Source organism: Alicyclobacillus fastidiosus, assembly GCF_026651875.1.
Lineage (GTDB): Bacteria > Bacillota > Bacilli > Alicyclobacillales > Alicyclobacillaceae > Alicyclobacillus > Alicyclobacillus fastidiosus.
Map to the genome: position 1 here is coordinate 336,735 of NZ_CP104067.1, position 25,291 is coordinate 362,025.

A 25,291-nucleotide genomic window follows, 5' to 3' on the forward strand; every position below is an offset into this window, starting at 1 on the left:
CGCACGAAAGGTCGGACATCTATGGAAAGGCTGTTCGTGCTCGATGTTGGCAATACAAACACGAGTTTGGGTGTCTACCAGGGCGACTGCTTGTTGGCGTCGTGGCGCATTCGCACCGAGCACAGAGTCACGTCGGACGAGTTAGGGCTTCAATTTCGAATCCTCCTGTCCACTCTGGAACCATCTCTGCAGGTGACGCACTGTATCCTCAGTTGTGTGGTTCCTCCGCTTTTGAACACGTTCGTCCGCGCCATCGAGACGTATTTTAAAGTGTCGCCGCTGGTGGTGGGGCCCGGCATCAAGACGGGCATTCCCATCCGATACGAGGATCCGCGGGAACTGGGGGCAGACCGGATTGCCAATGCGGTCGCCGCCGTGCACCGCTATCAAAGTCCACTGATCATTGTCGATCTCGGCACAGCCACCACACTGTCCGTCATCGACGACGCGGGTCAGTATCTGGGTGGTGCGATTGCTCCGGGCTTGATGACGGGGGCGACTGCGCTGTTTGAGTCGGCGTCGCGCCTGCCACAAGTGGATATGGTGTGGCCTCATCGCCTCGTCGAGCGCAGCACTACACTTAGCATGCAAGCGGGTATTCTCTTTGGTGCCGTCGCCATGGTCGACGGCCTTGTCCATCGCGTCAAGCGGGAACTCGACTTGCCATTTCACGTCGTGGTCACAGGTGGGCTGTCACATTTGATTGCGGATAGACTGGAGACGGTGCACCACATAGATCCACATCTAACGCTTGAAGGACTTCGGTTGCTTTGGGCTCGCAATACCTACAAACCACGCACATCGTGAGGAGGATTTTTCATTGGACAAGGATACAGTCATCCGCGCCACGGCGCGCGACGGTCGCGTACTGATCTTTTCCTGCCTAACTACAGACCTTGTCGGTGAACTGCAGCGGCGGCACGATACCTGGCCGGTGGTCACTGCCGCTCTGGGGCGAACCGCCTCCATCACGGCGATGATGGCGACGATGCTGAAAAACGAAGAGCGAATTACGGTCAAAATCGACGGAGATGGCCCGATTGGCCAGATCTGGGTGGAGGCGACACCGGCTGGCTCCGTCCGAGGGTATGTCGACAATCCGCACGTCGACTTGCCACTCAACGCCGCTTCGAAGCTCGATGTGGGCGGCGGTGTCGGACAGGGGCAATTATACGTCATTCGGGATATGGGGCTGAAGGACTTCTACACCGGGAGCAGTGAACTGCAGACGGGCGAGATCGCGGATGATTTTACGTACTACTTTGTCACGTCGGAGCAGGTCCCGTCGGCTGTTGGCGCCGGTGTCCTAGTTGGCACCGACGATCAGCCGATTGTCGCCGGCGGATTTCTCATTCAGTTGATGCCGGGCCATGACGAGAGCGATATCGCGTATGTCGAGGAACGCCTGCGAGAAGTGCCGAGCGTCACTCACTTTCTCCAGGAATATCCGTCTGCGCAAGCGCTCTTGCTCAAACTCTGCCCGGATGCTCAAATCCACCACATCAGCGATGTGCAATTTCGCTGTACGTGCTCTTATGAACGACTGTCGCGCGTACTCATCAGCCTGGGGCGCGAAGAACTCGCAACCCTTCGCGAGGAGGCTGGCGAGGCGGAACTCACGTGCCATTTTTGCGGAAACAAATACCACTTTTCGGCGTCCGATCTCGATGCCATGATTGAACAAATCGACGAAGAGCCACAGGCGTGATGAACGGAGAGGGGAAGTGGACACAGATGAATGTGCAAGTGATGGGCATCCTCAACGTGACCCCGGACTCATTTTCCGACGGTGGCAGATACGACACAGTCCAAGGCGCAGTGGAGCGGGCGTATGAACTGATCGAGGCGGGCGCAGACGTGTTGGACATCGGCGCGGAAAGCACCCGTCCAGGCTACACGCCGCTCGACGACGAGACCGAGTGGTCGAGGTTGGAACCGGTGTTGCAGGCTTTGTTGCCGGACATCCCAGTTCCCATCTCGATTGACACGTACCACGCCAGTACCGCGGAGCGGGCGATGGTGCTCGGCGTGCAGATCATCAACGATATTTCCGCGTGTGGGGACCCGCGGATGCCACAGGTGTTGCGGCGCGGTACAGCGCAATATGTATATATGCATAATCGGACGCACGTCGATCGAACACTGGGTAGCAAAGTTTTCGTCGAGGAGACGAGACTTGGTGTTGAGCGACTGCTGGACGCAGGCGTAGAATCGCGCAGAATCATCGTTGACCCTGGGATTGGATTTGCAAAAACTCAGGAGCAGAATCTGGGCTGCATGCGTGACATTGATCTGTTCTGTGATCTTGGGTACCCTGTCCTCTTAGGGACGAGTCGCAAGCGGGTCATCGGCAACGCGTTAGAAGTACCGGTGGACGAGCGGCTCGAAGGGACGCTCGCAACGGTTGCATATGGCGTGTTGCACGGCGTTCGCATCGTACGCGTTCACGACGTCAAAGAGACGGTTCGCGTATGTAGAATGTTGGAGGCGATTTGCAATGTCGTCACCAACTAGGGATATGCACGATGTGTTCGTCGGCATTGGTTCCAATCTGGGAAGGCGGATCGAACACCTGAAATTCGCTGTAGACGCCCTAAGTGAGTTAGGGGCCTGCCGGTGCTCGTCGGTGTACGAGACGGCGCCAGTGGGATACGCGGATCAGCCGGATTTTCTGAACATGGTAGTCCACGTGTCAACGCGGCTGACGGCGCGTCAACTGCTGGCGGCTCTGCAGGACATCGAGGGACGGGCGAAGCGCGTGCGCGATATTCGCTTTGGTCCCCGGACGCTCGATTGTGACGTGTTACTGTATGACGACGACTACATATGCTTTAAAGACTTTCAGGTCCCGCATCCTCGAATGTGGGCGCGAGCGTTTGTTCTCGTTCCACTCGCTGAACTGATTCCGGCCAAAAAAGGTTTAGGCGGGCGAAACATCAGCGCGCTTGCAGAGGAGCAGAGACAGAAAGACGAGGTGCACCATGTCGGACGTTTTTGGTAGAAAGATGCGAGCGTATCGCAAATTAAAGCACATGACGCAAATCGAACTGGCTGAGCTCCTCGGGGTCAGCGTCGCTATCGTCGGGTCCCTGGAGCGCGGAACTCGCACCCCGTCACCGCAGCTGATTCGGCGCCTGACGGAGCTGCTCAACGTCACCGAGGCGGAACTATTTGGAGATGCCGATGGCGAACTAAACGGCATGATGTGACTATCCTCACCCTCTTTTCATTGATTGACAATGTGTGGGACCGTCTCTATAATGGCGCATAGACGTTGGCGCCCATGGCGACCAATGTTCTTCTATTCTGGTCGGAGTTCATACGCTGGTACTGACTGAATGGGCAATCGGCTTCACGCATATGTATCTGTTCGACTGGTTTTATAAAGGAGCGGAAGTTATATGGCCGAAAAAGAAGTCCTCTTAACACCAGAAGGATTAAAGAAGCTCGAGGACGAACTTGAGCAACTGAAAAGCGTGAAGCGACGTGAAGTGGCAGATCGCATTAAATTGGCAATTAGTTACGGAGACATTAGTGAAAACTCCGAATACGAAGACGCGAAGAATGAACAAGCGTTCGTCGAAGGTCGCATTATGACCTTGGAGAAGATGCTTCGCAACGCTCGTATCATCAATGAGGACGAAGTGGATACCGACGTGGTCAGCATCGGCTCTACCGTCACGTTGAAAGACATCGAGTTTGATGAAGAGATCCAATACACCATCGTCGGCTCTGCGGAAGCAAACCCGGCACAAAACAAGATCTCAAACGAATCCCCGGTCGGACGAGCACTGCTCGGAAAGAGCGTCGGTTCCCTCGTCGAAGTCAGTGTTCCCGCTGGCGTCCTGCAATTCAAAATTCTCGACATCAAACGATAACGTTTTCATGATACATCACAAATGATTCCAGGCCGGACGAGGACCCTCCTCGTCCGTTTACATTGGAGAGGTGACTATGGAGGAACAGGATTTAATTCAAATCCGAATCGACAAGATGAACCAGATGCGTGAACAAGGTGTGGACCCGTTCGGCCATCGCTATGAGGTCACGCACAACGCCGCTGAAATCCTCGCATTTGGTGCGGATAAGGACAAGGAACAACTGGAAAGCGCGGCACTTCGAGTGCGGATTGCGGGGCGATTGATGGTGCGCCGCGGGCACGGAAAGGCGTCGTTCGCCGTGCTCAATGACCGCTCCGGAAGTATTCAAATTTACGCCAAGATCGACGTGCTGGGGGAGGCGCAATACAACGTCTTCAACCTGCTCGACCTCGGTGATTTCATCGGGATCGAGGGGACGGTGTTTCGCACGAACCGCGGCGAGATCACGGTGCTTGCGGAAAAGTTGGACATGCTCTCGAAGGCATTGCGGCCGCTGCCGGAAAAGTTCCACGGCCTGAAGGACGTGGAGACGCGCTACCGCCAACGCTATCTCGATCTCATCGTAAACCCTGAAGTTCGCGATATTTTTATCGCGCGTTCGAAGATTATTCAAGCGATTCGCCAATATCTCGACGAGCGCGACTACCTCGAGGTGGAAACGCCAACGCTGCACGCAGTTGCGAGCGGTGCACATGCACGACCGTTTACGACACACCACAACGCCCTCGATATCGACCTGTTTCTTCGAATCGCCATTGAGTTGCATCTCAAGCGGCTAATTGTGGGCGGTTTGGAGCGCGTGTACGAAATCGGGCGCGTGTACCGGAACGAAGGTGTATCGACGCGCCACAACCCAGAATTCACGATGCTGGAACTGTATCAGGCGTATGCCGACTTCCACGACATCATGGACCTCACTGAGGGCATGATCCGGTATGCTGCGCAAAAGGTCAGCGGATCGCTTCATCTTACATACGGCGACTGGACCATCGACCTAGAGTCGCCGTGGCGGCGGGCGCACATGGCAGATCTCGTCCAGGAGCATACAGGTGTGGACTTCCGCGCGGTGACGTCCGACGACGAGGCCCGTCGCTTGGCCAAGGAACATCACATTCAAATTACGGACCACATGACGTATGGTCATATTCTGAACGAGTTCTTTGAGCAGCGCGTCGAGGACAAGCTCGTGCAACCGACGTTTGTCTACGGGCACCCGGTGGAGATCTCACCGCTTGCCAAGATGAACGTGGACGACCCGCGCTTCACAGACCGCTTCGAGTTGTTCATTGTCGGTCGTGAACACGGGAATGCGTTCAGCGAGTTAAATGATCCGATCGATCAACGCAACCGGTTCGTCGCCCAACTCAAGGAACGTGAAGCGGGCAACGATGAAGCGCAAGATCTCGACGAAGACTTCCTCACCGCCCTCGAACATGGTATGCCGCCGACGGGGGGATTGGGTATCGGTATCGATCGTCTCGTCATGTTGTTGACGGGTCAACCGTCCATCCGTGACGTCCTCTTGTTCCCGCTCATGCGCGAACGCGCGGAGCAAAAGACGGATCAGGGAGACGATGCAGCCGCATCCGCTGAGTAAATCGCAGAGGGGATTCGCCTCGATGCAGTGCGCCATCGAAGCGCAGGACATCGAGGCTTGACGAGCCTTTTGCGCACGAGAGTCCGCCAGCAGGCGGACTCTTTTTTTGCGCATCGTGTTCCTGGCGATTTCGCAGCGTAGCGCATCACTCGCATCCATCTGGTGTTCTCCGGATGCCGCGCATCGGTCCGGTCCTTCAAGTAAAAAATCATGTTTGACATACTCTGTAGCCGCGTGCTATATTAATCGACGTCGCTTCGGCGGCACTGCTGAACAAACAGGATATACCAAGTCGCTGGTTGATTGGCTCACAGCTTCGAACCGTAACGTTCGACCGAGTTGAAGCAAAATGTTCCAGTAGACAGCGAAGATAGATTCGTGGTATATTGTCTGAGCTGCTTCGGCGGCACTGATTGATTTGGTTCCTTGAAAACTAAACACACACGCCTAAAAGTTTCGGTCGAGACGACAGTCGTCGTCGAGACATTTATGAAGTAACGCCAGTAACATTTTTTGAGAGTTTGATCCTGGCTCAGGACGAACGCTGGCGGCGTGCCTAATACATGCAAGTCGAGCGAACCCTTCGGGGTTAGCGGCGGACGGGTGAGTAACACGTGGGCAATCTGCCTGTCAGACTGGAATAACACTCGGAAACGGGTGCTAATGCCGGATGACACACGGGGAGGCATCTTCCTGTGTTGAAAGGTGCAACTGCATCGCTGATAGAGGAGCCCGCGGCGCATTAGCTAGTTGGTGAGGTAACGGCCCACCAAGGCGACGATGCGTAGCCGACCTGAGAGGGTGACCGGCCACACTGGGACTGAGACACGGCCCAGACTCCTACGGGAGGCAGCAGTAGGGAATCTTCCGCAATGGGCGCAAGCCTGACGGAGCAACGCCGCGTGAGCGAAGAAGGCCTTCGGGTTGTAAAGCTCTGTTGCTCGGGGAGAGCGACAAGGAGAGTGGAAAGCTCCTTGTGAGACGGTACCGAGTGAGGAAGCCCCGGCTAACTACGTGCCAGCAGCCGCGGTAATACGTAGGGGGCAAGCGTTGTCCGGAATCACTGGGCGTAAAGCGTGCGTAGGCGGTTGTGTAAGTCTGAAGTGAAAGTCCAAGGCTCAACCTTGGGATTGCTTTGGAAACTGCATAACTTGAGTGCTGGAGAGGCAAGGGGAATTCCACGTGTAGCGGTGAAATGCGTAGATATGTGGAGGAATACCAGTGGCGAAGGCGCCTTGCTGGACAGTGACTGACGCTGAGGCACGAAAGCGTGGGGAGCAAACAGGATTAGATACCCTGGTAGTCCACGCCGTAAACGATGAGTGCTAGGTGTTGGGGGGACACACCCCAGTGCCGAAGGAAACCCAATAAGCACTCCGCCTGGGGAGTACGGTCGCAAGACTGAAACTCAAAGGAATTGACGGGGGCCCGCACAAGCAGTGGAGCATGTGGTTTAATTCGAAGCAACGCGAAGAACCTTACCAGGGCTTGACATCCCTCTGACCGGGCTAGAGATAGTCCTTCCCTTCGGGGCAGAGGAGACAGGTGGTGCATGGTTGTCGTCAGCTCGTGTCGTGAGATGTTGGGTTAAGTCCCGCAACGAGCGCAACCCTTGACCTGTGTTACCAGCACGTAGTGGTGGGGACTCACAGGTGACTGCCGGCGTAAGTCGGAGGAAGGCGGGGATGACGTCAAATCATCATGCCCTTTATGTCCTGGGCTACACACGTGCTACAATGGGCGGTACAACGGGAAGCGAAGCCGCGAGGTGGAGCGAAACCTAAAAAGCCGTTCGTAGTTCGGATTGCAGGCTGCAACTCGCCTGCATGAAGCCGGAATTGCTAGTAATCGCGGATCAGCATGCCGCGGTGAATCCGTTCCCGGGCCTTGTACACACCGCCCGTCACACCACGAGAGTCGGCAACACCCGAAGTCGGTGAGGTAACCTTAGGGAGCCAGCCGCCGAAGGTGGGGTTGATGATTGGGGTGAAGTCGTAACAAGGTAGCCGTATCGGAAGGTGCGGCTGGATCACCTCCTTTCTACGGAGAAACAAGGCTTTTAGGACGTGGGTGTTTAGTTTTGAGGGAGCCAAGCCTCGTATGAGGTGGAAGCAAACTCAAAGCGCGTTTCAAGATGCGAGGAGTACAAGGCGGGAGGACGATGATGAGTCGAGCGTACTTTTGTACGTGAGCGAGTCAGAGGACGACCAACGAAGGAATCCGAAGCAGATTGGAAGGCGCGAGGTACCTTGGCAACTGAATATGGAACAACCTCGAATAAGTAAAACCGGTAACCGTAAATGCGTAACAGGTTAACGTAACCGGATTTATAGATGGAATAATCACGTTTGTGGTTAGGAAGTCAAAACGGTGAAGTTAGAAAGAGCGCACGGAGGATGCCTAGGCGCCAAGAGCCGAAGAAGGACGGGGCGAACACCGAAATGCCACGGGGAGCTGTAAGCGAGCATTGAGCCGTGGATGTCCGAATGGGGAAACCTGCTAGTGTGAAGCGCTAGTACCGTACACTGAATACATAGGTGTACGGAGGCAACCGAGGGAACTGAAACATCTAAGTACCTCGAGGAAAAGAAAGCGAACGCGATTCCGTAAGTAGTGGCGAGCGAAAGCGGAGAAGCCTAAACCGTATACGTGGTACAGACTGCAGTCGATGCGTATGCGGGGTCGAGGGGCTGTTGGTGGCAACCTGCAGGGAGCCAGCAGGAAGCAATGCGTAGGAGAACGGCATGGGAAGGCCGGCCATAGACGGTGAGAGCCCGGTAACCGAAACGGATTGTGGAATGTGCAACAGACCCCAAGTACTGCGGGACACGAGAAATCCCGTGGGAATCTGGGAGGACCACCTCCTAAGGCTAAATACTCCTTGGCGACCGATAGCGGATAGTACCGTGAGGGAAAGGTGAAAAGAACCGCGGGAGCGGAGTGAAATAGAACCTGAAACCGTGTGCTTACAAGCAGTCGGAGCATGCATGACATGTGACGGCGTGCCTTTTGTAGAATGAACCGGCGAGTGATGATGGCAAGCAAGGTGAAGGCGAAGGAGCCTGTGCCGAAGCGAAAGCGAGTCTGAATAGGGCGGTATAGTTTGTCGTCATCGACCCGAAACCGGGTGATCTACCCCTGGTCAGGGTGAAGTGCGGGTAACACCGCATGGAGGCCCGAACCCACTGGCGTTGAAAAGCCAGGGGATGAACTGGGGGTAGGGGAGAAATTCCAATCGAACCCGGAGATAGCTGGTTCTCCCCGAAATAGCTTGAGGGCTAGCGTCAGGGAATGAGAAGTGGAGGTAGAGCACTGATTGGGTGCGGGGCCCGCGAGGGTTACCAAGCCTAGTCAAACTGCGAATGCCACTTTGTCGAAGAACCTGGCAGTCAGACTACGAGTGATAAGACCCGTGGTCAAGAGGGAAACAGCCCAGACCAACAGCTAAGGTCCCAAAGTACTGGTTCAGTGGGGAACGATGTGGCGTTGCACAGACAACCAGGATGTTGGCTTAGAAGCAGCCACCATTTAAAGAGTGCGTAATAGCTCACTGGTCGAGTGGCGCTGCGCGGAAAATGTAACGGGGCTAAACCAGACACCGAAGCTATGGATGGAAACATGGTAGGGGAGCGTTCCATTTGCGGGGAAGCTGAACTGAGAGGTTTGGTGGAGCGGATGGAAGTGAGAATGCCGGTATGAGTAGCGAAAAGACAAGTGAGAATCTTGTCCGCCGAAAGCCCAAGGTTTCCTGGGGAAGGCTCGTCCGCCCAGGGTAAGTCGGGACCTAAGGCGAGGCCGAAAGGCGTAGTCGAAGGACAACAGGTTGAAATTCCTGTACCACCAACATCGCGATTGAGCGAAGGGGTGACGCAGGAGGCTGAGGGAAGCGGCCGGATGGAAGAGGCCGTCCAAGCAGCGAGCGAGGGGTGTAGGCAAATCCGCACCCTGGTAATCGTGAGCTGTGATGGGGAGGGAAGTACAGTACCGAAGTCCCATAAGTCACACTGCCAAGAAAAGCCTCTAGCGAGTGGTGAGGTGCCCGTACCGGAAACCGACACAGGTGGGCGCGTGGAGAACACGAAGGCGCGCGGGAGAACTCTCGTTAAGGAACTCGGCAAAATGGCCCCGTAACTTCGGGAGAAGGGGCGCTTCGAGAGAAGCCGCAGTGAAAAGGCCCAAGCGACTGTTTAGCAAAAACACAGGTCTCTGCGAAGCCGAAAGGCGAAGTATAGGGGCTGACGCCTGCCCGGTGCTGGAAGGTTAAGAGGAGGGGTAAGCCGCAAGGCGAAGCTCTGAATTGAAGCCCCAGTAAACGGCGGCCGTAACTATAACGGTCCTAAGGTAGCGAAATTCCTTGTCAGGTAAGTTCTGACCCGCACGAAAGGCGTAACGACTTGGGCGCTGTCTCAACGAGAGACCCGGTGAAATTGTAATACCTGTGAAGATGCAGGTTACCCGCGGTTAGACGGAAAGACCCCGTGGAGCTTGACTGTAGCTTGATATGGGATACGGGTACGTCATGTACAGGATAGGTGGGAGACAGAGAAGCTTGGGCGCCAGCCTGAGTGGAGTCGGCGTTGGGATACCACCCTTGAGGTACTTGTGTTCTAACCAATGGCCATGAAACTGGTCATGGGACAGTGTCAGGTGGACAGTTTGACTGGGGCGGTCGCCTCCTAAAGAGTAACGGAGGCGCCCAAAGGTTCCCTCAGCGCGGATGGAAATCGCGCGAAGCGTGTAAAGGCACAAGGGAGCTTGACTGCGAGACGGACAGGTCGAGCAGGGACGAAAGTCGGGCTTAGTGACCCGGTGGCACCGAGTGGAAGGGCCATCGCTCAACGGATAAAAGCTACCCCGGGGATAACAGGCTGATCTCCCCCAAGAGTTCACATCGACGGGGAGGTTTGGCACCTCGATGTCGGCTCATCGCATCCTGGGGCTGAAGTCGGTCCCAAGGGTTGGGCTGTTCGCCCATTAAAGCGGTACGCGAGCTGGGTTCAGAACGTCGTGAGACAGTTCGGTCCCTATCTGCCGCGGGCGCAGGATACGTGAGAGGGGTCGTCCTTAGTACGAGAGGACCGGGATGAACCGACCGCTGGTGTACCAGTTGTTTCGCCAGAAGCATAGCTGGGTAGCCAAGTCGGGAAAGGATAAGCGCTGAAAGCATCTAAGCGCGAAGCCTGCCTCAAGATAACGTATCCCATTCCGTTAGGGAAGTAAGACCCCTTGAAGAAGACAAGGTAGATCGGTCTGGCGTGGAAGCGTAGTGATACGTGGAGCGGACAGATACGAATCGGTCGAGGGCTTCACCCGATGAACAGAAGAAGAGGTTGTTCCATGATTCAGGAGCGAGGATAAAGACAAAGTTACGGAGCGACGTAACTGGAAGCTTGAGTGAAGGTGTGAGTAGCACATCTGCAGGCCGATAGGCCGAAGCCGTGCGAACGAATACCTGAACGCCAAGCGGTCTGGTGACCATAGCGGAGGAAACACCCGTACCCATACCGAACACGGACGTGAAGACCTCCAGCGCCGAGGATACTTGTCCCGAGAGGGGCTGGGAAAGTAGGTCGTTGCCAGGCGAATGAGTTGGACCCTGAGGGAAGCAGAAATGCCTACCTCGGGGTCTTTTTGTGTTGGTCGGGGATTGGGCGATGATGAGGTCGGGAATATACTGGCAACGAATCCTGGTACTGTTTTGTCGGAGACAGTTGGTATCCTATGTAATGCCTCGCTCGCACCCTAAAAAGTGACACATTCCCTGGGGAAATAATTACTAGCTTAAGTTAGGCTAATGCCGCGCAAATCGAATTGCGAGGTTTGAACGGGCGTGCCTTGGGGTCGGGGAGGGACGCGGCTACGTGCGTGAGTGTTGTGGGAACGACGGTTTCACGATTACCAAATGAGCCAATTTGCTAACAGCCTTCAGGTGAAATGGCATCGGTTTTACTGTTTCAGTACGTTTTCGGGAGTGGGGAAACATTCCGAACCACTAAAGTCGTCGCTCATATGATACATTGCAAACGTAAACATATTTGTTAGTGCTAACAGGATATAAGTATAGGTTACTGTTTGTGTGGGTGTGGGGGATTGTCACGGTTTTGTGGTGAGATCGAGGAGGATATTATGAGCGGAGCGAAGTGCCTGATCGGAAACTGGAGGTTCAAGTCGGCCGATGAGCAGTACTGGCTCCCGGCCGCGGTCCCAGGCTGTGTTCATACCGATTTGCTGACAAATGAGCGCATTGCCCATCCGTTTTATGGGACAAACGAAGGAGACTTACAGTGGATCGACAAAAAGGATTGGGAATACAGCAGTGTCTTTGATGTGCCGGACGACATCCTCACCTCGTCGAATGTGAATCTCGTGTTCGCAGGCCTCGACACATACGCCGACGTGTACCTCAATGAGGAGAAGATATTGTCGGCCGACAATATGTTTAGGGCGTGGCGTGCTGACGTGAAGCGGCTTTTGAAGGCAGAGGGTAACACGCTGCGCGTCTACTTCCGTTCGCCGATTCAGGAGGACCTGCCGAAGCTTGAACGGTTAGGTTATGCGCTGCCTGCGACAAACGACCAGTCGGAGCGTGGAGGCTTGGGCGACAACAAGCTCAGCGTATTCGCGCGCAAGGCACCATACCATTACGGCTGGGATTGGGGGCCTCGGTTTGTGACGAGCGGCATCTGGCGTGACGTGTGGCTGGAGGGGTGGTCCCGCGCTCGCATCGCCGACGTGTTCATCCATCAGAAGGAGGTCACTGCGACTGCTGCGAAGTTGACGGCTGCTGTCGAGATCGAGTCCGAAGGCAGTTGGGACGGGGCTATTCACCTTGTCACCGAGGGCGTTGACGTTATCTGGATGGTCAAGCTTGAGGCAGGGGTAAACCAGATTGATGTAGATGTCGTGGTGGAGAACCCGAGACTGTGGTGGTCGCGAGGCCTAGGCGAACAGTACTTGTATACGTTTACCGCTACGCTCGTTCAGGGCGATGCCGCCGTCGCGCAGAAATCGGTCAGAACAGGCCTTCGATCCGTTCGCCTGGTCCGCGACGAGGACGCGCAAGGCACGTCGTTCTACTTTGAGCTGAATGGGGTGCCTGTATTTGCAAAGGGTGCCAATCACATTCCCAATGATAGCTTCCTGACAGATGTTTCGTACGAGCGATACAAACATGAGATTGTCACTGCCGTGGAGTCGAACATGAACATGCTTCGCGTATGGGGCGGCGGCTTTTATGAGAATGACGATTTTTACAATCTGTGCGATGAGTATGGCCTGCTAGTATGGCAAGACTTCATGTTTGCGTGCAGCATGTACCCAGGCGATGAAGAATTTCTGAAGAATGTGCGCATGGAGGCAGAGGAGAACGTCACTCGTCTGCGCAATCACCCATCCATCGTATTGTGGTGCGGCAACAACGAAATGGACACCGCTTGGTCGCAGTACGACGAAGAAGGTGGTTGGGGTTGGAAACAGCAGTATGCCCCGGAGATTCGGGAAAAGATCTGGCGCGATTACGAAGCCATTTTTCACGAAACGCTTCCGCAAGTCGTCGAATCCTTCGCACCCGGTGCCGACTACTGGCCTTCTTCGCCGATGCAGGCGCTCACACGCGATAAAGATCAGCACGCTCGCAATGACTCTTCGGTTGGTGATATTCACTATTGGGGCGTGTGGCATGCGGTAGAACCATTCTCGAATTACAACGTGTATCTAGGTCGCTTCATGAGTGAATACGGGTTCCAATCGTTCCCGGAATTGAAAACGGTTCAAAGTTACGCAACCGACGCCGACATGGCATTGGAGTCGGACGTGATGCGTTGGCACCAACGAAGTGGTGACGGAAACCGCCTGATTAAGGAGTACATGGACATCTACTTCAAGCAACCTAAGGACTTCCCGTCCTTCTTATACATGAGTCAGGTGCTTCAGGCAGAGGCCATCAAAATGGCGATGGAAGCGCACCGTCGGAAGAAGCCGTACTGCATGGGTACGCTGTACTGGCAGATTAACGACTGTTGGCCAGTGGCATCGTGGTCGAGCATGGATTATTACGGGCGCTGGAAGGCACTCCAGTACTACGCGAAGAAGAGCTTCCGTGATGTGGCGGTATCGATTGGCGGCGCGGACGGAGCGCTAGAAATCCATGTCATCTCCGATGTTTTAGAGGAGACGAAGGGGAACGTGCACCTGCAGTTGTTCGACTTCAAAGGGCTATTGCTGAAGGAACTGACGTACACAGTGCAAGTGAAGGCGAACACGGCGCAAGTCGTGCTTTCACTTCCCGTGGACGATCTCGTCGCGACCCACAACCCGAACGACGTCGTCTTGTTGGTGACGTTGGAGCAAGACGGCGAGGTAATCGACGCAAAGGAACATTACTTCGTTCCGGCGAACCAAATTGCGCTACCACTCCCGTCCATCACGGCGAAGCCAGTCGAAGGCGGGGACGGCTCCTCCTTCGTCGTGGAGACCAATGTACTCGCCAAGAGCGTGTGGATTACCTCCGAATTTGAAGGTGTTTTTTCGGACAACCATTTTGACCTGATTCCCGGGGTGCCGAAAACGCTGCAGTTCCTACAGCGCAAGCCTGGTGAGGACGCTTTTTCCCCTGCGGAACCTGGTCCAATCACCATCCGCTCGATGGCGGAATTTATCGTTCAATAATGTAATATAACCTCTCGTTCCGATGGACAAGTAGCGATGTTGATTCCTATCACGTTGCGGCGATACGAATTGGGGTTTTGCCTAATTCGTATCGCGGCGTCCACCGGAACCCTTTCCGGTGTGCATTTCACCCGGTGTACTGGCGTTCGGTGCTTGTTCACAACTTCCATCGATCCCGGTCAGTAACTGGGGTCATGTGCACTATCCCGACATAGGTATTCTGCATTTGACATGTCGTCTGGATGCATGCTATACTCCTACCTGTCGCTTCGGCGGCACTGCTGAACAAACAGGATATACCGAGTCGCTGGTTGATTGGCTCACAGCTTCGAACCGTAACGTTCGACCGAGTTGAAGCAAAATGTTCCAGTAGACAACAACGATAGATTCGTGGTATATTAGCTGAGCTGCTTCGGTGGCACTGATTGATTTGGTTCCTTGAAAACTAAACACACACGCCTAAAAGTTTCGGTCGAGACGACAGTCATCGTCGAGACATTTATGAAGTAACGCCAGTAACATTTTTTGAGAGTTTGATCCTGGCTCAGGACGAACGCTGGCGGCGTGCCTAATACATGCAAGTCGAGCGAACCCTTCGGGGTTAGCGGCGGACGGGTGAGTAACACGTGGGCAATCTGCCTGTCAGACTGGAATAACACTCGGAAACGGGTGCTAATGCCGGATGACACACGGGAAGGCATCTTCCTGTGTTGAAAGGTGCAACTGCATCGCTGATAGAGGAGCCCGCGGCGCATTAGCTAGTTGGTGAGGTAACGGCCCACCAAGGCGACGATGCGTAGCCGACCTGAGAGGGTGACCGGCCACACTGGGACTGAGACACGGCCCAGACTCCTACGGGAGGCAGCAGTAGGGAATCTTCCGCAATGGGCGCAAGCCTGACGGAGCAACGCCGCGTGAGCGAAGAAGGCCTTCGGGTTGTAAAGCTCTGTTGCTCGGGGAGAGCGACAAGGAGAGTGGAAAGCTCCTTGTGAGACGGTACCGAGTGAGGAAGCCCCGGCTAACTACGTGCCAGCAGCCGCGGTAATACGTAGGGGGCAAGCGTTGTCCGGAATCACTGGGCGTAAAGCGTGCGTAGGCGGTTGTGTAAGTCTGAAGTGAAAGTCCAAGGCTCAACCTTGGGATTGCTTTGGAAACTGCATAACTTGAGTGCTGGAGAGGCAAGGGGAATTCCACGTGTAGCGGTGAAATGCGTAGATATGTGGAGGAATACCAGTGGCGAAGGCGCCTTGCTGGACAGTGACTGACGCTGAGGCACGAAAGCGTGGGGAGCAAACAGGATTAGATACCCTGGTAGTCCACGCCGTAAACGATGAGTGCTAGGTGTTGGGGGACACACCCCAGTGCCGAAGGAAACCCAATAAGCACTCCGCCTGGGGAGTACGGTCGCAAGACTGAAACTCAAAGGAATTGACGGGGGCCCGCACAAGCAGTGGAGCATGTGGTTTAATTCGAAGCAACGCGAAGAACCTTACCAGGGCTTGACATCCCTCTGACCGGGCTAGAGATAGTCCTTCCCTTCGGGGCAGAGGAGACAGGTGGTGCATGGTTGTCGTCAGCTCGTGTCGTGAGATGTTGGGTTAAGTCCCGCAACGAGCGCAACCCTTGACCTGTGTTACCAGCACGTAATGGTGGGGACTCACAGGTGACTGCCGGCGTAAGTCGGAGGAAGGCGGGGATGACGTCAAATCATCATGCCCTTTATGTCCTGGGCTACACACGTGCTACAATGGGCGGTACAACGGGAAGCGAAGCCGCGAGGTGGAGCGAAACCTAAAAAGCCGTTCGTAGTTCGGATTGCAGGCTGCAACTCGCCTGCATGAAGCCGGAATTGCTAGTAATCGCGGATCAGCATGCCGCGGTGAATCCGTTCCCGGGCCTTGTACACACCGCCCGTCACACCACGAGAGTCGGCAACACCCGAAGTCGGTGAGGTAACCTTTCAGGAGCCAGCCGCCGAAGGTGGGGTTGATGATTGGGGTGAAGTCGTAACAAGGTAGCCGTATCGGAAGGTGCGGCTGGATCACCTCCTTTCTACGGAGAAACAAGGCTTTTAGGACGTGGGTGTTTAGTTTTGAGGGAGCCAAGCCTCGTATGAGGTGGAAGCAAACTCAAAGCGCGTTTCAAGATGCGAGGAGTACAAGGCGGGAGGACGATGATGAGTCGAGCGTACTTTTGTACGTGAGCGAGTCAGAGGACGACCAACGAAGGAATCCGAAGCAGATTGGAAGGCGCGAGGTACCTTGGCAACTGAATATGGAACAACCTCGAAAGTAAGTAAACCGGTAACCGTAAATGCGTAACAGGTTAACGTAACCGGATTTATAGATGGAATAATCACGTTTGTGGTTAGGAAGTCAAAACGGTGAAGTTAGAAAGAGCGCACGGAGGATGCCTAGGCGCCAAGAGCCGAAGAAGGACGGGGCGAACACCGAAATGCCACGGGGAGCTGTAAGCGAGCGATTTATCCGTGGATGTCCGAATGGGGAAACCTGCTAGTGTGAAGCGCTAGTACCGTACACTGAATACATAGGTGTACGGAGGCAACCGAGGAACTGAAACATCTAAGTACCTCGAGGAAAAGAAAGCGAACGCGATTCCGTAAGTAGTGGCGAGCGAAAGCGGAGAAGCCTAAACCGTATACGTGGTACAGACTGCAGTCGATGCGTATGCGGGGTCGAGGGGCTGTTGGTGGCAACCTGCAGGGAGCCAGCAGGAAGCAATGCGTAGGAGAACGGCATGGGAAGGCCGGCCATAGACGGTGAGAGCCCGGTAACCGAAACGGATTGTGGAATGTGCAACAGACCCCAAGTACTGCGGGACACGAGAAATCCCGTGGGAATCTGGGAGGACCACCTCCTAAGGCTAAATACTCCTTGGCGACCGATAGCGGATAGTACCGTGAGGGAAAGGTGAAAAGAACCGCGGGAGCGGAGTGAAATAGAACCTGAAACCGTGTGCTTACAAGCAGTCGGAGCATGCATGACATGTGACGGCGTGCCTTTTGTAGAATGAACCGGCGAGTGATGATGGCAAGCAAGGTGAAGGCGAAGGAGCCTGTGCCGAAGCGAAAGCGAGTCTGAATAGGGCGGTATAGTTTGTCGTCATCGACCCGAAACCGGGTGATCTACCCCTGGTCAGGGTGAAGTGCGGGTAACACCGCATGGAGGCCCGAACCCACTGGCGTTGAAAAGCCAGGGGATGAACTGGGGGTAGGGGAGAAATTCCAATCGAACCCGGAGATAGCTGGTTCTCCCCGAAATAGCTTGAGGGCTAGCGTCAGGGAATGAGAAGTGGAGGTAGAGCACTGATTGGGTGCGGGGCCCGCGAGGGTTACCAAGCCTAGTCAAACTGCGAATGCCACTTTGTCGAAGAACCTGGCAGTCAGACTACGAGTGATAAGACCCGTGGTCAAGAGGGAAACAGCCCAGACCAACAGCTAAGGTCCCAAAGTACTGGTTCAGTGGGGAACGATGTGGCGTTGCACAGACAACCAGGATGTTGGCTTAGAAGCAGCCACCATTTAAAGAGTGCGTAATAGCTCACTGGTCGAGTGGCGCTGCGCGGAAAATGTAACGGGGCTAAACCAGACACCGAAGCTATGGATGGAAACATGGTAGGGGAGCGTTCCATTTGCGGGGAAGCTGAACCGAGAGGTTTGGTGGAGCGGATGGAAGTGAGAATGCCGGTATGAGTAGCGAAAAGACAAGTGAGAATCTTGTCCGCCGAAAGCCCAAGGTTTCCTGGGGAAGGCTCGTCCGCCCAGGGTAAGTCGGGACCTAAGGCGAGGCCGAAAGGCGTAGTCGAAGGACAACAGGTTGAAATTCCTGTACCACCAACATCGCGATTGAGCGAAGGGGTGACGCAGGAGGCTGAGGGAAGCGGCCGGATGGAAGAGGCCGTCCAAGCAGCGAGCGAGGGGTGTAGGCAAATCCGCACCCTGGTAATCGTGAGCTGTGATGGGGAGGGAAGTACAGTACCGAAGTCCCATAAGTCACACTGCCAAGAAAAGCCTCTAGCGAGTGGTGAGGTGCCCGTACCGGAAACCGACACAGGTGGGCGCGTGGAGAACACGAAGGCGCGCGGGAGAACTCTCGTTAAGGAACTCGGCAAAATGGCCCCGTAACTTCGGGAGAAGGGGCGCTTCGAGAGAAGCCGCAGTGAAAAGGCCCAAGCGACTGTTTAGCAAAAACACAGGTCTCTGCGAAGCCGAAAGGCGAAGTATAGGGGCTGACGCCTGCCCGGTGCTGGAAGGTTAAGAGGAGGGGTAAGCCGCAAGGCGAAGCTCTGAATTGAAGCCCCAGTAAACGGCGGCCGTAACTATAACGGTCCTAAGGTAGCGAAATTCCTTGTCAGGTAAGTTCTGACCCGCACGAAAGGCGTAACGACTTGGGCGCTGTCTCAACGAGAGACCCGGTGAAATTGTAATACCTGTGAAGATGCAGGTTACCCGCGGTTAGACGGAAAGACCCCGTGGAGCTTGACTGTAGCTTGATATGGGATACGGGTACGTCATGTACAGGATAGGTGGGAGACAGAGAAGCTTGGGCGCCAGCCTGAGTGGAGTCGGCGTTGGGATACCACCCTTGAGGTACTTGTGTTCTAACCAATGGCCATGAAACTGGTCATGGGACAGTGTCAGGTGGACAGTTTGACTGGGGCGGTCGCCTCCTAAAGAGTAACGGAGGCGCCCAAAGGTTCCCTCAGCGCGGATGGAAATCGCGCGAAGCGTGTAAAGGCACAAGGGAGCTTGACTGCGAGACGGACAGGTCGAGCAGGGACGAAAGTCGGGCTTAGTGACCCGGTGGCACCGAGTGGAAGGGCCATCGCTCAACGGATAAAAGCTACCCCGGGGATAACAGGCTGATCTCCCCCAAGAGTTCACATCGACGGGGAGGTTTGGCACCTCGATGTCGGCTCATCGCATCCTGGGGCTGAAGTCGGTCCCAAGGGTTGGGCTGTTCGCCCATTAAAGCGGTACGCGAGCTGGGTTCAGAACGTCGTGAGACAGTTCGGTCCCTATCTGCCGCGGGCGCAGGATACGTGAGAGGGGTCGTCCTTAGTACGAGAGGACCGGGATGAACCGACCGCTGGTGTACCAGTTGTTTCGCCAGAAGCATAGCTGGGTAGCCAAGTCGGGAAAGGATAAGCGCTGAAAGCATCTAAGCGCGAAGCCTGCCTCAAGATAACGTATCCCATTCCGTTAGGGAAGTAAGACCCCTTGAAGAAGACAAGGTAGATCGGTCTGGCGTGGAAGCGTAGTGATACGTGGAGCGGACAGATACGAATCGGTCGAGGGCTTCACCCGATGAACAGAAGAAGAGGTTGTTCCATGATTCAGGAGCGAGGATAAAGACAAAGTTACGGAGCGACGTAACTGGAAGCTTGAGTGAAGGTGTGAGTAGCACATCTGCAGGCCGATAGGCCGAAGCCGTGCGAACGAATACCTGAACGCCAAGCGGTCTGGTGACCATAGCGGAGGGGAAACACCCGTACCCATACCGAACACGGACGTGAAGACCTCCAGCGCCGAGGATACTTGTCCCGAGAGGGGCTGGGAAAGTAGGTCGTTGCCAGGCGAATGAGTTGGACCCTGAGGGAAGCAGAAATGCCTACCTCGGGGTCTTTTTGTGTTGGTCGCGTGAATGACGATGGAATCGATGACGGTAAAGTGAACGGGGCCACTTGCGGAACAAGCGGCCAGAGAATGAGGATGAATATCAAGACGCGGCTGTCTGGGTTTGCAGACATTTATGGTTGTGGAGATCATCTAGATGTTCAGGTCAACAGGCCGTCGAGGAAGAGGCGGCCAAAGATGTCAGAGATGTCTTCGGCGCTGAGGGAGCCCGACTGTTGATACCACCGGTATACCCAGTTGCAGGCGCCGAGGATGGCGAGTGCCGTAACGCGCGGCTCTGTGACGTGAAATTCCCCGGATTGAACACCTTCCCGAAGGATTTGTGTGACGAGATTAAGGTATTCGTCAGACATCCGCGCAATCACTTCCTGCGGGCCTTCGCCCAGGGCGAACGCTTCGCGCCAGAGAACGGTCGTCGTCTCCAGGTTGTCGATGGACATGGTGAGATGCGTGCGGATCATCAGCTCAAGTTTTTGGCGCGCGGAGATGTCCTGCGCCAAGATGGACTGAAGTTGTTCGTTGAACTGGAGAATCGCCTGGTGGGCGATTTGCATTAATAAATCCTCTTTGGATGCAATGTAATGATATAAACTTCCCTTTTGAAGTCCGACGGCGTCCGCGATGTCCTGTACGGAAGTGGCGCGGTAGCCCTTTTGTTCGAACAGCTTCACCGCGGCGAGCGCAATTTCATTTTGTTTGTTGGAAGACATCGCCGGGCTCCTTTCTGTACACGAACCGTGACGAGTTTTTGCAGTTGATGTCATGGAACGTGGTCATGTTGGGAAGAGTTTAACTTGAAAACGGTTGATTATCAACGACTTTGGCACGCTTGCGTTTCCGCAACGTCGGTGTATAATATGGTCAACAAAAGTCAAAGTCAATATAAGTGAAAGTCAGAGGGCGGTGCTACCGAAGGATGGGAGTAATCAGCCATGCCGAACAACATATCAGATATTATCGAGCAATACCTTAAGCGCATTCTCGAGGAGAGCGACCTCGGGGTTGTGGAGATTCAGCGAAGTGAGCTGGCGGAGCTGTTTAACTGCGTGCCTTCGCAGATCAACTACGTCATCAGCACGCGGTTTACGACGGATCACGGTTACGTGGTGGAGTCTAAGCGCGGTGGCGGCGGCTACATTCGAATTCGCGAAATCAAGCTCGACCCTGAACACACTCTGCTGCAGTTGTTGCGCAATTGGCCGAAGGAATTGAGTCAGTCGGCGTCGGAGGCGCTTGTCGACCGGCTGCTGCGCGAGTCTTGGTTGACGCGACGCGAGGCGGTAATCATCCAGAACATGTTGCGCAGAGAAGTGGTCAATGTGGAGTTGCCCCTGCGAGATCTGTTGCGATCTCGACTGTTGTACACAGCCATTCAAGTCATTGCGACGTATGAAGACGAGTGACTCCCGTGGCAGTTGTGTATTGGAGGTGTTGTAATACATGCTTTGTGAACGATGTCACGAGCGGGCAGCAACCGTCCATGTGACGAAGATTGTGAACGGTGAGAAAACAGGATATCACCTGTGCGAACAGTGTGCAAAGGAGCAGGGTGAAATCATGCATCCGTTCGTCTCTGGCAACGCATTCGATTTTAACAAGCTCCTGAGTGGGCTGTTGAACATGGAATCCTCCTCTGGGGTCGCGCCGGCGCAAACGACTCAATTGAGGTGCTCGAGCTGTGGCATGACGTATAACCAATTCACGCAATTGGGCCGTTTCGGATGCCCAGACTGTTACGAAAGCTTCTCGAGTCGCCTCGAACCGTTACTTCGCCGCATTCAGACAGGCAATAGCCACACCGGGAAAGTGCCCGTGAAGTCAGGTCACACCATCGCGCAGCAACGGCAGCTGGAGGTGCTTCGACGTCAACTGCAACAGGCGGTCGTCGATGAAAATTTCGAGCGGGCCGCCGAGCTCCGGGATGAAATTCGGGCGCTTGAGCAGGGCACGGATAAGTAGGGAGGGATGCGTATGTCGCTCAGCGATTTTCTCCAGCGGGCAATGAGCCGTTGGATGCGAGATGGCGGCCCGGACGATGACATCGTGCTGACGAGTCGAATCCGCGTGGCGCGAAATGTGCAGGGCTATCCGTTCCCAATTCTGCAGACGGACAGTCATGCGACCGACGTGATCGAAATGGTAGGCAAGGCGATTGAAGCGGCGCCCCTCAAGGCGCTTGGTCAGTACGAGCTGATTCGATGTCAGGATTTGTCCGCGCTGGACCGCCAGGTGCTTGTGGAGAAGCATCTCATCAGTCCGGATCTCGCCGAGCAGGAGAAACATGGCGCCGTAGTGCTGCGTGACGATGAGCTCGTCAGCATTATGGTGAATGAAGAGGATCATATCCGCATTCAATGTATACTGCCGGGCATGCGCCTGGAGGAAGCGTGGAAGTTGGCCACGTCCATCGATGACGCCCTAGAGAATAAATTGGTCTACGCGTTCCACGAGAAGTATGGATACTTAACAGCGTGTCCGACGAACGTCGGCACCGGCATCCGGGCTTCTGTCATGATGCATCTGCCGGGCCTCGTCTTGTCGGGCAGCATCAATCGGTTGCTCTCCGCAGTGTCACAAGTCGGTTTGGCGGTGCGAGGGATTTACGGCGAGGGTTCTGAGTCGTTCGGAAACCTCTTCCAAGTATCAAACCAAATCACTCTCGGCGAGACTGAGGAAGAGATCATAGGAAATCTGCAGAGCGTGGTCTACCAATTGATAGAGCACGAACGAAACGCGCGACAACAATTGTTGCAGCGCAATCGGACGCAACTCGAAGACCGGGTGAGCCGCTCGTTTGGCATCCTGGCGTACGCGCGGCGGATGGACTCTCGCGAGACGCTGGAGCGCCTGTCAGATGTGCGACTGGGGATCGATCTCGGCATTATTCAAGGGGTCTCTGCAGGGATTCTGAAAGAACTGATGGTCACAACTCAACCAGCCTTTCTGCAAAAGTACTTTAGTCGCGAGTTGTCCGCCTCAGAGCGGGACGTGCGGCGGGCAGCGTTGATTCGTGAACGTCTACGACTAGATGATACGGAGGTGCATGGATAATGTACGCACGATTTACGGAACGAGCCCAAAAAGTGTTGGCATTGGCGCAAGAGGAGGCCACTCGGTTACATCACCCTGGTGTAGGGACAGAGCATATCCTGCTTGGTCTTGTCCGCGAAGGGGAAGGGATTGCAGCGCGCGCCCTGCAAATGCTCGGCGTACAGGCAGATAAAGTTCAGCAGGAAGTTGAACGCATCATCGGTCAAGGACAAGGGCAGTCCAGCGCGATGACCTACACGCCCCGCGCAAAGAAGGTCATCGAACTGTCGATTGATGAGGCGCGCAAGCTCAACCATACTTACGTCGGTACAGAACACATTCTACTCGGCCTCATTCGGGAAGGCGAAGGCGTGGCAGCGCGCGTGCTCGCGAATATGAACGTGAGCCTGAACAAAGCGCGGCAACAGGTGCTCCAACTGCTCGGCGGAGACGCAGCGGAGCTGGCTGGGGACAAGGACAGCACCGCAGGCACACCAACGCTCGACGGTTTGGCACGCGACCTCACGCAGATGGCTCGAGATGGCAAACTCGATCCCGTCATCGGCCGAGCCGGCGAAATCGAGCGCGTCATCCAGGTGCTATCCCGCCGGACCAAGAACAACCCGGTGCTCATCGGGGAGCCGGGCGTCGGTAAGACGGCGATTGCCGAAGGACTCGCTCAGCGAATTGTCGCAGGCGACATTCCGGAGACGCTGCGCAGCAAGCGAGTCATGGTACTCGATATGGGCACCGTCGTCGCCGGCACAAAGTACCGCGGGGAATTTGAGGATCGCCTGAAAAAAATCATGGATGAAATTCGGCAGGCCGGGAATATCATCCTCTTCATCGACGAATTGCACACGCTGATCGGCGCCGGAGGTGCCGAGGGCGCGATTGACGCCTCGAATATCTTGAAGCCGGCACTCGCGCGCGGCGAGCTCCAATGTATCGGTGCGACGACGCTCGACGAGTATCGCAAACACATCGAGAAGGACGCCGCGCTCGAACGCCGCTTTCAGCCGATCACCGTAGACCAACCGTCGCCGGAAGAGGCACTGGAGATCTTGAAGGGGCTGCGCGACCGCTATGAGGCGCACCACCGCGTGAAAATCACCGATGAGGCCCTGGACGCAGCGGTTCGGTTGTCGGAGCGGTACATCTCGGATCGGTTCTTGCCGGATAAGGCGATCGACTTGATCGACGAGGCAGGTTCCCGAGTGCGGTTGCGCACACACACCGCGCCCCCGAACCTGAAGGACCTCGAGCAGAAGCTGGAGAAGGTGCGCAGCGAAAAGGATTCGGCTGTGCAGGGACAAGAATTTGAGTTGGCCGCCAACCTGCGCGACCAAGAGCAGAAGATCAAGCAAGAGCTTGAGGAACTCAAGGAGCATTGGCAGCAAACCCAGCAACACGACGACGTTCGCGTCACCCCGGACGACATCGCGCACGTCGTGGCCGCCTGGACTGGGGTTCCCGTAAAACAGTTGGCGCAAGAGGAATCGGAACGCCTATTGAACATGGAAACGGTGCTGCACAACCGCGTGATCGGTCAAAACGAAGCCGTCGAGGCGGTTTCACGGGCCATCCGTCGGGCTCGGGCTGGGTTGAAGGACCCGAAGCGCCCGATTGGGTCCTTTATCTTCCTCGGCCCAACTGGTGTCGGCAAGACGGAATTGGCGCGGGCCCTGGCCGAATCCATTTTCGGCGACGAAGATGCGATGATCCGTGTCGACATGTCGGAGTTTATGGAGCGCCATTCGACATCGCGCCTAGTCGGCTCTCCTCCGGGATACGTCGGCTACGATGAAGGTGGACAGTTGACGGAGAAGGTCCGTCGCAAGCCCTACTCGGTCGTGTTGCTCGACGAAGTTGAGAAGGCACATCCGGAAGTGTTCAACATCCTGCTTCAAGTGCTGGACGACGGACGCCTTACCGATGGCAAAGGTCGCACGGTCGACTTCCGCAATACAGTCATCATTATGACCTCCAACGTCGGCGCAGAGGAGTTGCGCAAGGGCGGCAGTGTCGGGTTCAAGCCGGACAATACGAGTCAGTACAACGACATGAAGGAAAAGGTCATGCAGGATTTAAAGCGGACGTTCCGGCCGGAGTTTATCAACCGGATCGACGAAATCATCGTCTTCCACTCACTCGATGAGGGGCAAATTGGTCAAATCGTCGAGTTGATGGTCAAGGATTTGCAGAAGCGACTCGCTGAGCAGGACGTTCAATTCGCCCTGACAGAGGAGGCGAAACAGTTCCTGGCGAAAGAGGGCTTTGATCCACAGTACGGCGCACGGCCGCTAAAACGGGCCATTCAGCGCCACATCGAGGATAGGCTTTCCGAAGCCCTGTTGTCTGGAAGCGTGACACGCGGCGACAAGGTGCTGCTGGGTCTCGATGGGAACGAACTGAAAGTCGTTCAAAAGGCCCAAGCTGCTCCTCAGGTCTAAGCTGAGT

General features: G+C 55.4%; 14 protein-coding genes and 6 rRNA genes. 19 read left to right on the plus strand and 1 reads right to left on the minus strand.

The genetic code is table 11. The features are described 5' to 3' along the window. The first annotated feature begins 21 nt into the window (after window positions 1–21). From NZD89_RS01555 to rrf (NZD89_RS01625), 15 genes are all read left to right on the plus strand, one after another. On the plus strand, window positions 22–807 hold the full coding sequence (locus NZD89_RS01555; RefSeq protein ID WP_268006119.1) for a type III pantothenate kinase: 786 nt from the start codon (window positions 22–24) through the stop codon (window positions 805–807). A 13-nt stretch (window positions 808–820) separates the two neighbouring features. Then, window positions 821–1,708 carry an Hsp33 family molecular chaperone HslO gene (gene hslO, locus NZD89_RS01560; protein ID WP_268006120.1) on the plus strand — a complete coding sequence of 296 codons (888 nt, stop codon included), beginning with the start codon at window positions 821–823 and terminating at the stop codon, window positions 1,706–1,708. Beyond that, window positions 1,708–2,514, plus strand: coding sequence for a dihydropteroate synthase (gene folP, locus NZD89_RS01565; RefSeq protein ID WP_268008362.1), 807 nt, complete (start codon window positions 1,708–1,710; stop codon window positions 2,512–2,514). Before hslO ends, folP begins: the two co-directional genes overlap by 1 nt. Further along, window positions 2,498–3,001, plus strand: a complete 504-nt coding sequence (folK, locus tag NZD89_RS01570) for a 2-amino-4-hydroxy-6-hydroxymethyldihydropteridine diphosphokinase (RefSeq protein ID WP_268006121.1) — start codon at window positions 2,498–2,500, stop codon at window positions 2,999–3,001. Before folP ends, folK begins: the two co-directional genes overlap by 17 nt. Continuing rightward, window positions 2,982–3,209, plus strand: a complete 228-nt coding sequence (locus tag NZD89_RS01575; RefSeq protein WP_268006122.1) for a helix-turn-helix domain-containing protein — start codon at window positions 2,982–2,984, stop codon at window positions 3,207–3,209. Before folK ends, NZD89_RS01575 begins: the two co-directional genes overlap by 20 nt. Before the next feature lie 192 nt (window positions 3,210–3,401). Then, window positions 3,402–3,878, plus strand: coding sequence for a transcription elongation factor GreA (gene greA, locus NZD89_RS01580; RefSeq protein WP_268006123.1), 477 nt, complete (start codon window positions 3,402–3,404; stop codon window positions 3,876–3,878). 76 nt (window positions 3,879–3,954) lie between these two features. Continuing rightward, window positions 3,955–5,478 carry a lysine--tRNA ligase gene (lysS, locus tag NZD89_RS01585; protein ID WP_268006124.1) on the plus strand — a complete coding sequence of 508 codons (1,524 nt, stop codon included), beginning with the start codon at window positions 3,955–3,957 and terminating at the stop codon, window positions 5,476–5,478. A gap of 509 nt (window positions 5,479–5,987) precedes the next feature. After that, window positions 5,988–7,518, plus strand: a 16S ribosomal RNA gene (locus NZD89_RS01590). Window positions 7,519–7,847: 329 nt separating this feature from the next. After that, window positions 7,848–10,791, plus strand: a 23S ribosomal RNA gene (locus NZD89_RS01595). Between the two features lie 154 nt (window positions 10,792–10,945). Beyond that, window positions 10,946–11,060, plus strand: a 5S ribosomal RNA gene (gene rrf / locus NZD89_RS01600). The 16S, 23S and 5S rRNA genes sit together here, the layout of an rRNA operon. A gap of 544 nt (window positions 11,061–11,604) precedes the next feature. Next, window positions 11,605–14,145 (plus strand): beta-mannosidase, encoded by a 2,541-nt coding sequence (locus tag NZD89_RS01605; RefSeq protein WP_268006125.1) that lies wholly within the window; start codon window positions 11,605–11,607, stop codon window positions 14,143–14,145. 521 nt (window positions 14,146–14,666) lie between these two features. Beyond that, window positions 14,667–16,197 (plus strand): 16S ribosomal RNA (locus tag NZD89_RS01610). A gap of 60 nt (window positions 16,198–16,257) precedes the next feature. Then, window positions 16,258–16,440 (plus strand): hypothetical protein, encoded by a 183-nt coding sequence (locus NZD89_RS01615; RefSeq protein ID WP_268003504.1) that lies wholly within the window; start codon window positions 16,258–16,260, stop codon window positions 16,438–16,440. A gap of 87 nt (window positions 16,441–16,527) precedes the next feature. Beyond that, a 23S ribosomal RNA gene (locus NZD89_RS01620) occupies window positions 16,528–19,471 on the plus strand. A gap of 154 nt (window positions 19,472–19,625) precedes the next feature. Beyond that, window positions 19,626–19,742: ribosomal RNA gene (rrf, locus tag NZD89_RS01625) — 5S ribosomal RNA — on the plus strand. A 199-nt stretch (window positions 19,743–19,941) separates the two neighbouring features. Here the strand turns inward: rrf (NZD89_RS01625) and NZD89_RS01630 are convergent. After that, a complete protein-coding gene (locus tag NZD89_RS01630; protein ID WP_268006126.1) occupies window positions 19,942–20,511 on the minus strand; it encodes a TetR/AcrR family transcriptional regulator in 570 nt (189 codons plus the stop codon). 222 nt (window positions 20,512–20,733) lie between these two features. Here NZD89_RS01630 and NZD89_RS01635 point away from each other — a divergent pair, with 222 nt between their 5' ends. Genes NZD89_RS01635 through NZD89_RS01650 form a run of 4 tightly spaced genes read left to right on the plus strand, consistent with a single transcriptional unit; the run spans window position 20,734 to window position 25,284 of the window. Further along, entirely contained in the window at window positions 20,734–21,204 is a 471-nt protein-coding gene (locus NZD89_RS01635) for a CtsR family transcriptional regulator (protein ID WP_268006127.1), read from the plus strand. A 37-nt stretch (window positions 21,205–21,241) separates the two neighbouring features. After that, window positions 21,242–21,760 carry a protein-arginine kinase activator protein McsA gene (mcsA, locus tag NZD89_RS01640; protein WP_268006128.1) on the plus strand — a complete coding sequence of 173 codons (519 nt, stop codon included), beginning with the start codon at window positions 21,242–21,244 and terminating at the stop codon, window positions 21,758–21,760. A gap of 12 nt (window positions 21,761–21,772) precedes the next feature. After that, on the plus strand, window positions 21,773–22,852 hold the full coding sequence (gene mcsB / locus NZD89_RS01645) for a protein arginine kinase (RefSeq protein ID WP_268006129.1): 1,080 nt from the start codon (window positions 21,773–21,775) through the stop codon (window positions 22,850–22,852). Next, window positions 22,849–25,284 (plus strand): ATP-dependent Clp protease ATP-binding subunit, encoded by a 2,436-nt coding sequence (locus NZD89_RS01650; protein ID WP_268008363.1) that lies wholly within the window; start codon window positions 22,849–22,851, stop codon window positions 25,282–25,284. Before mcsB ends, NZD89_RS01650 begins: the two co-directional genes overlap by 4 nt. Window positions 25,285–25,291 lie beyond the last annotated feature (7 nt).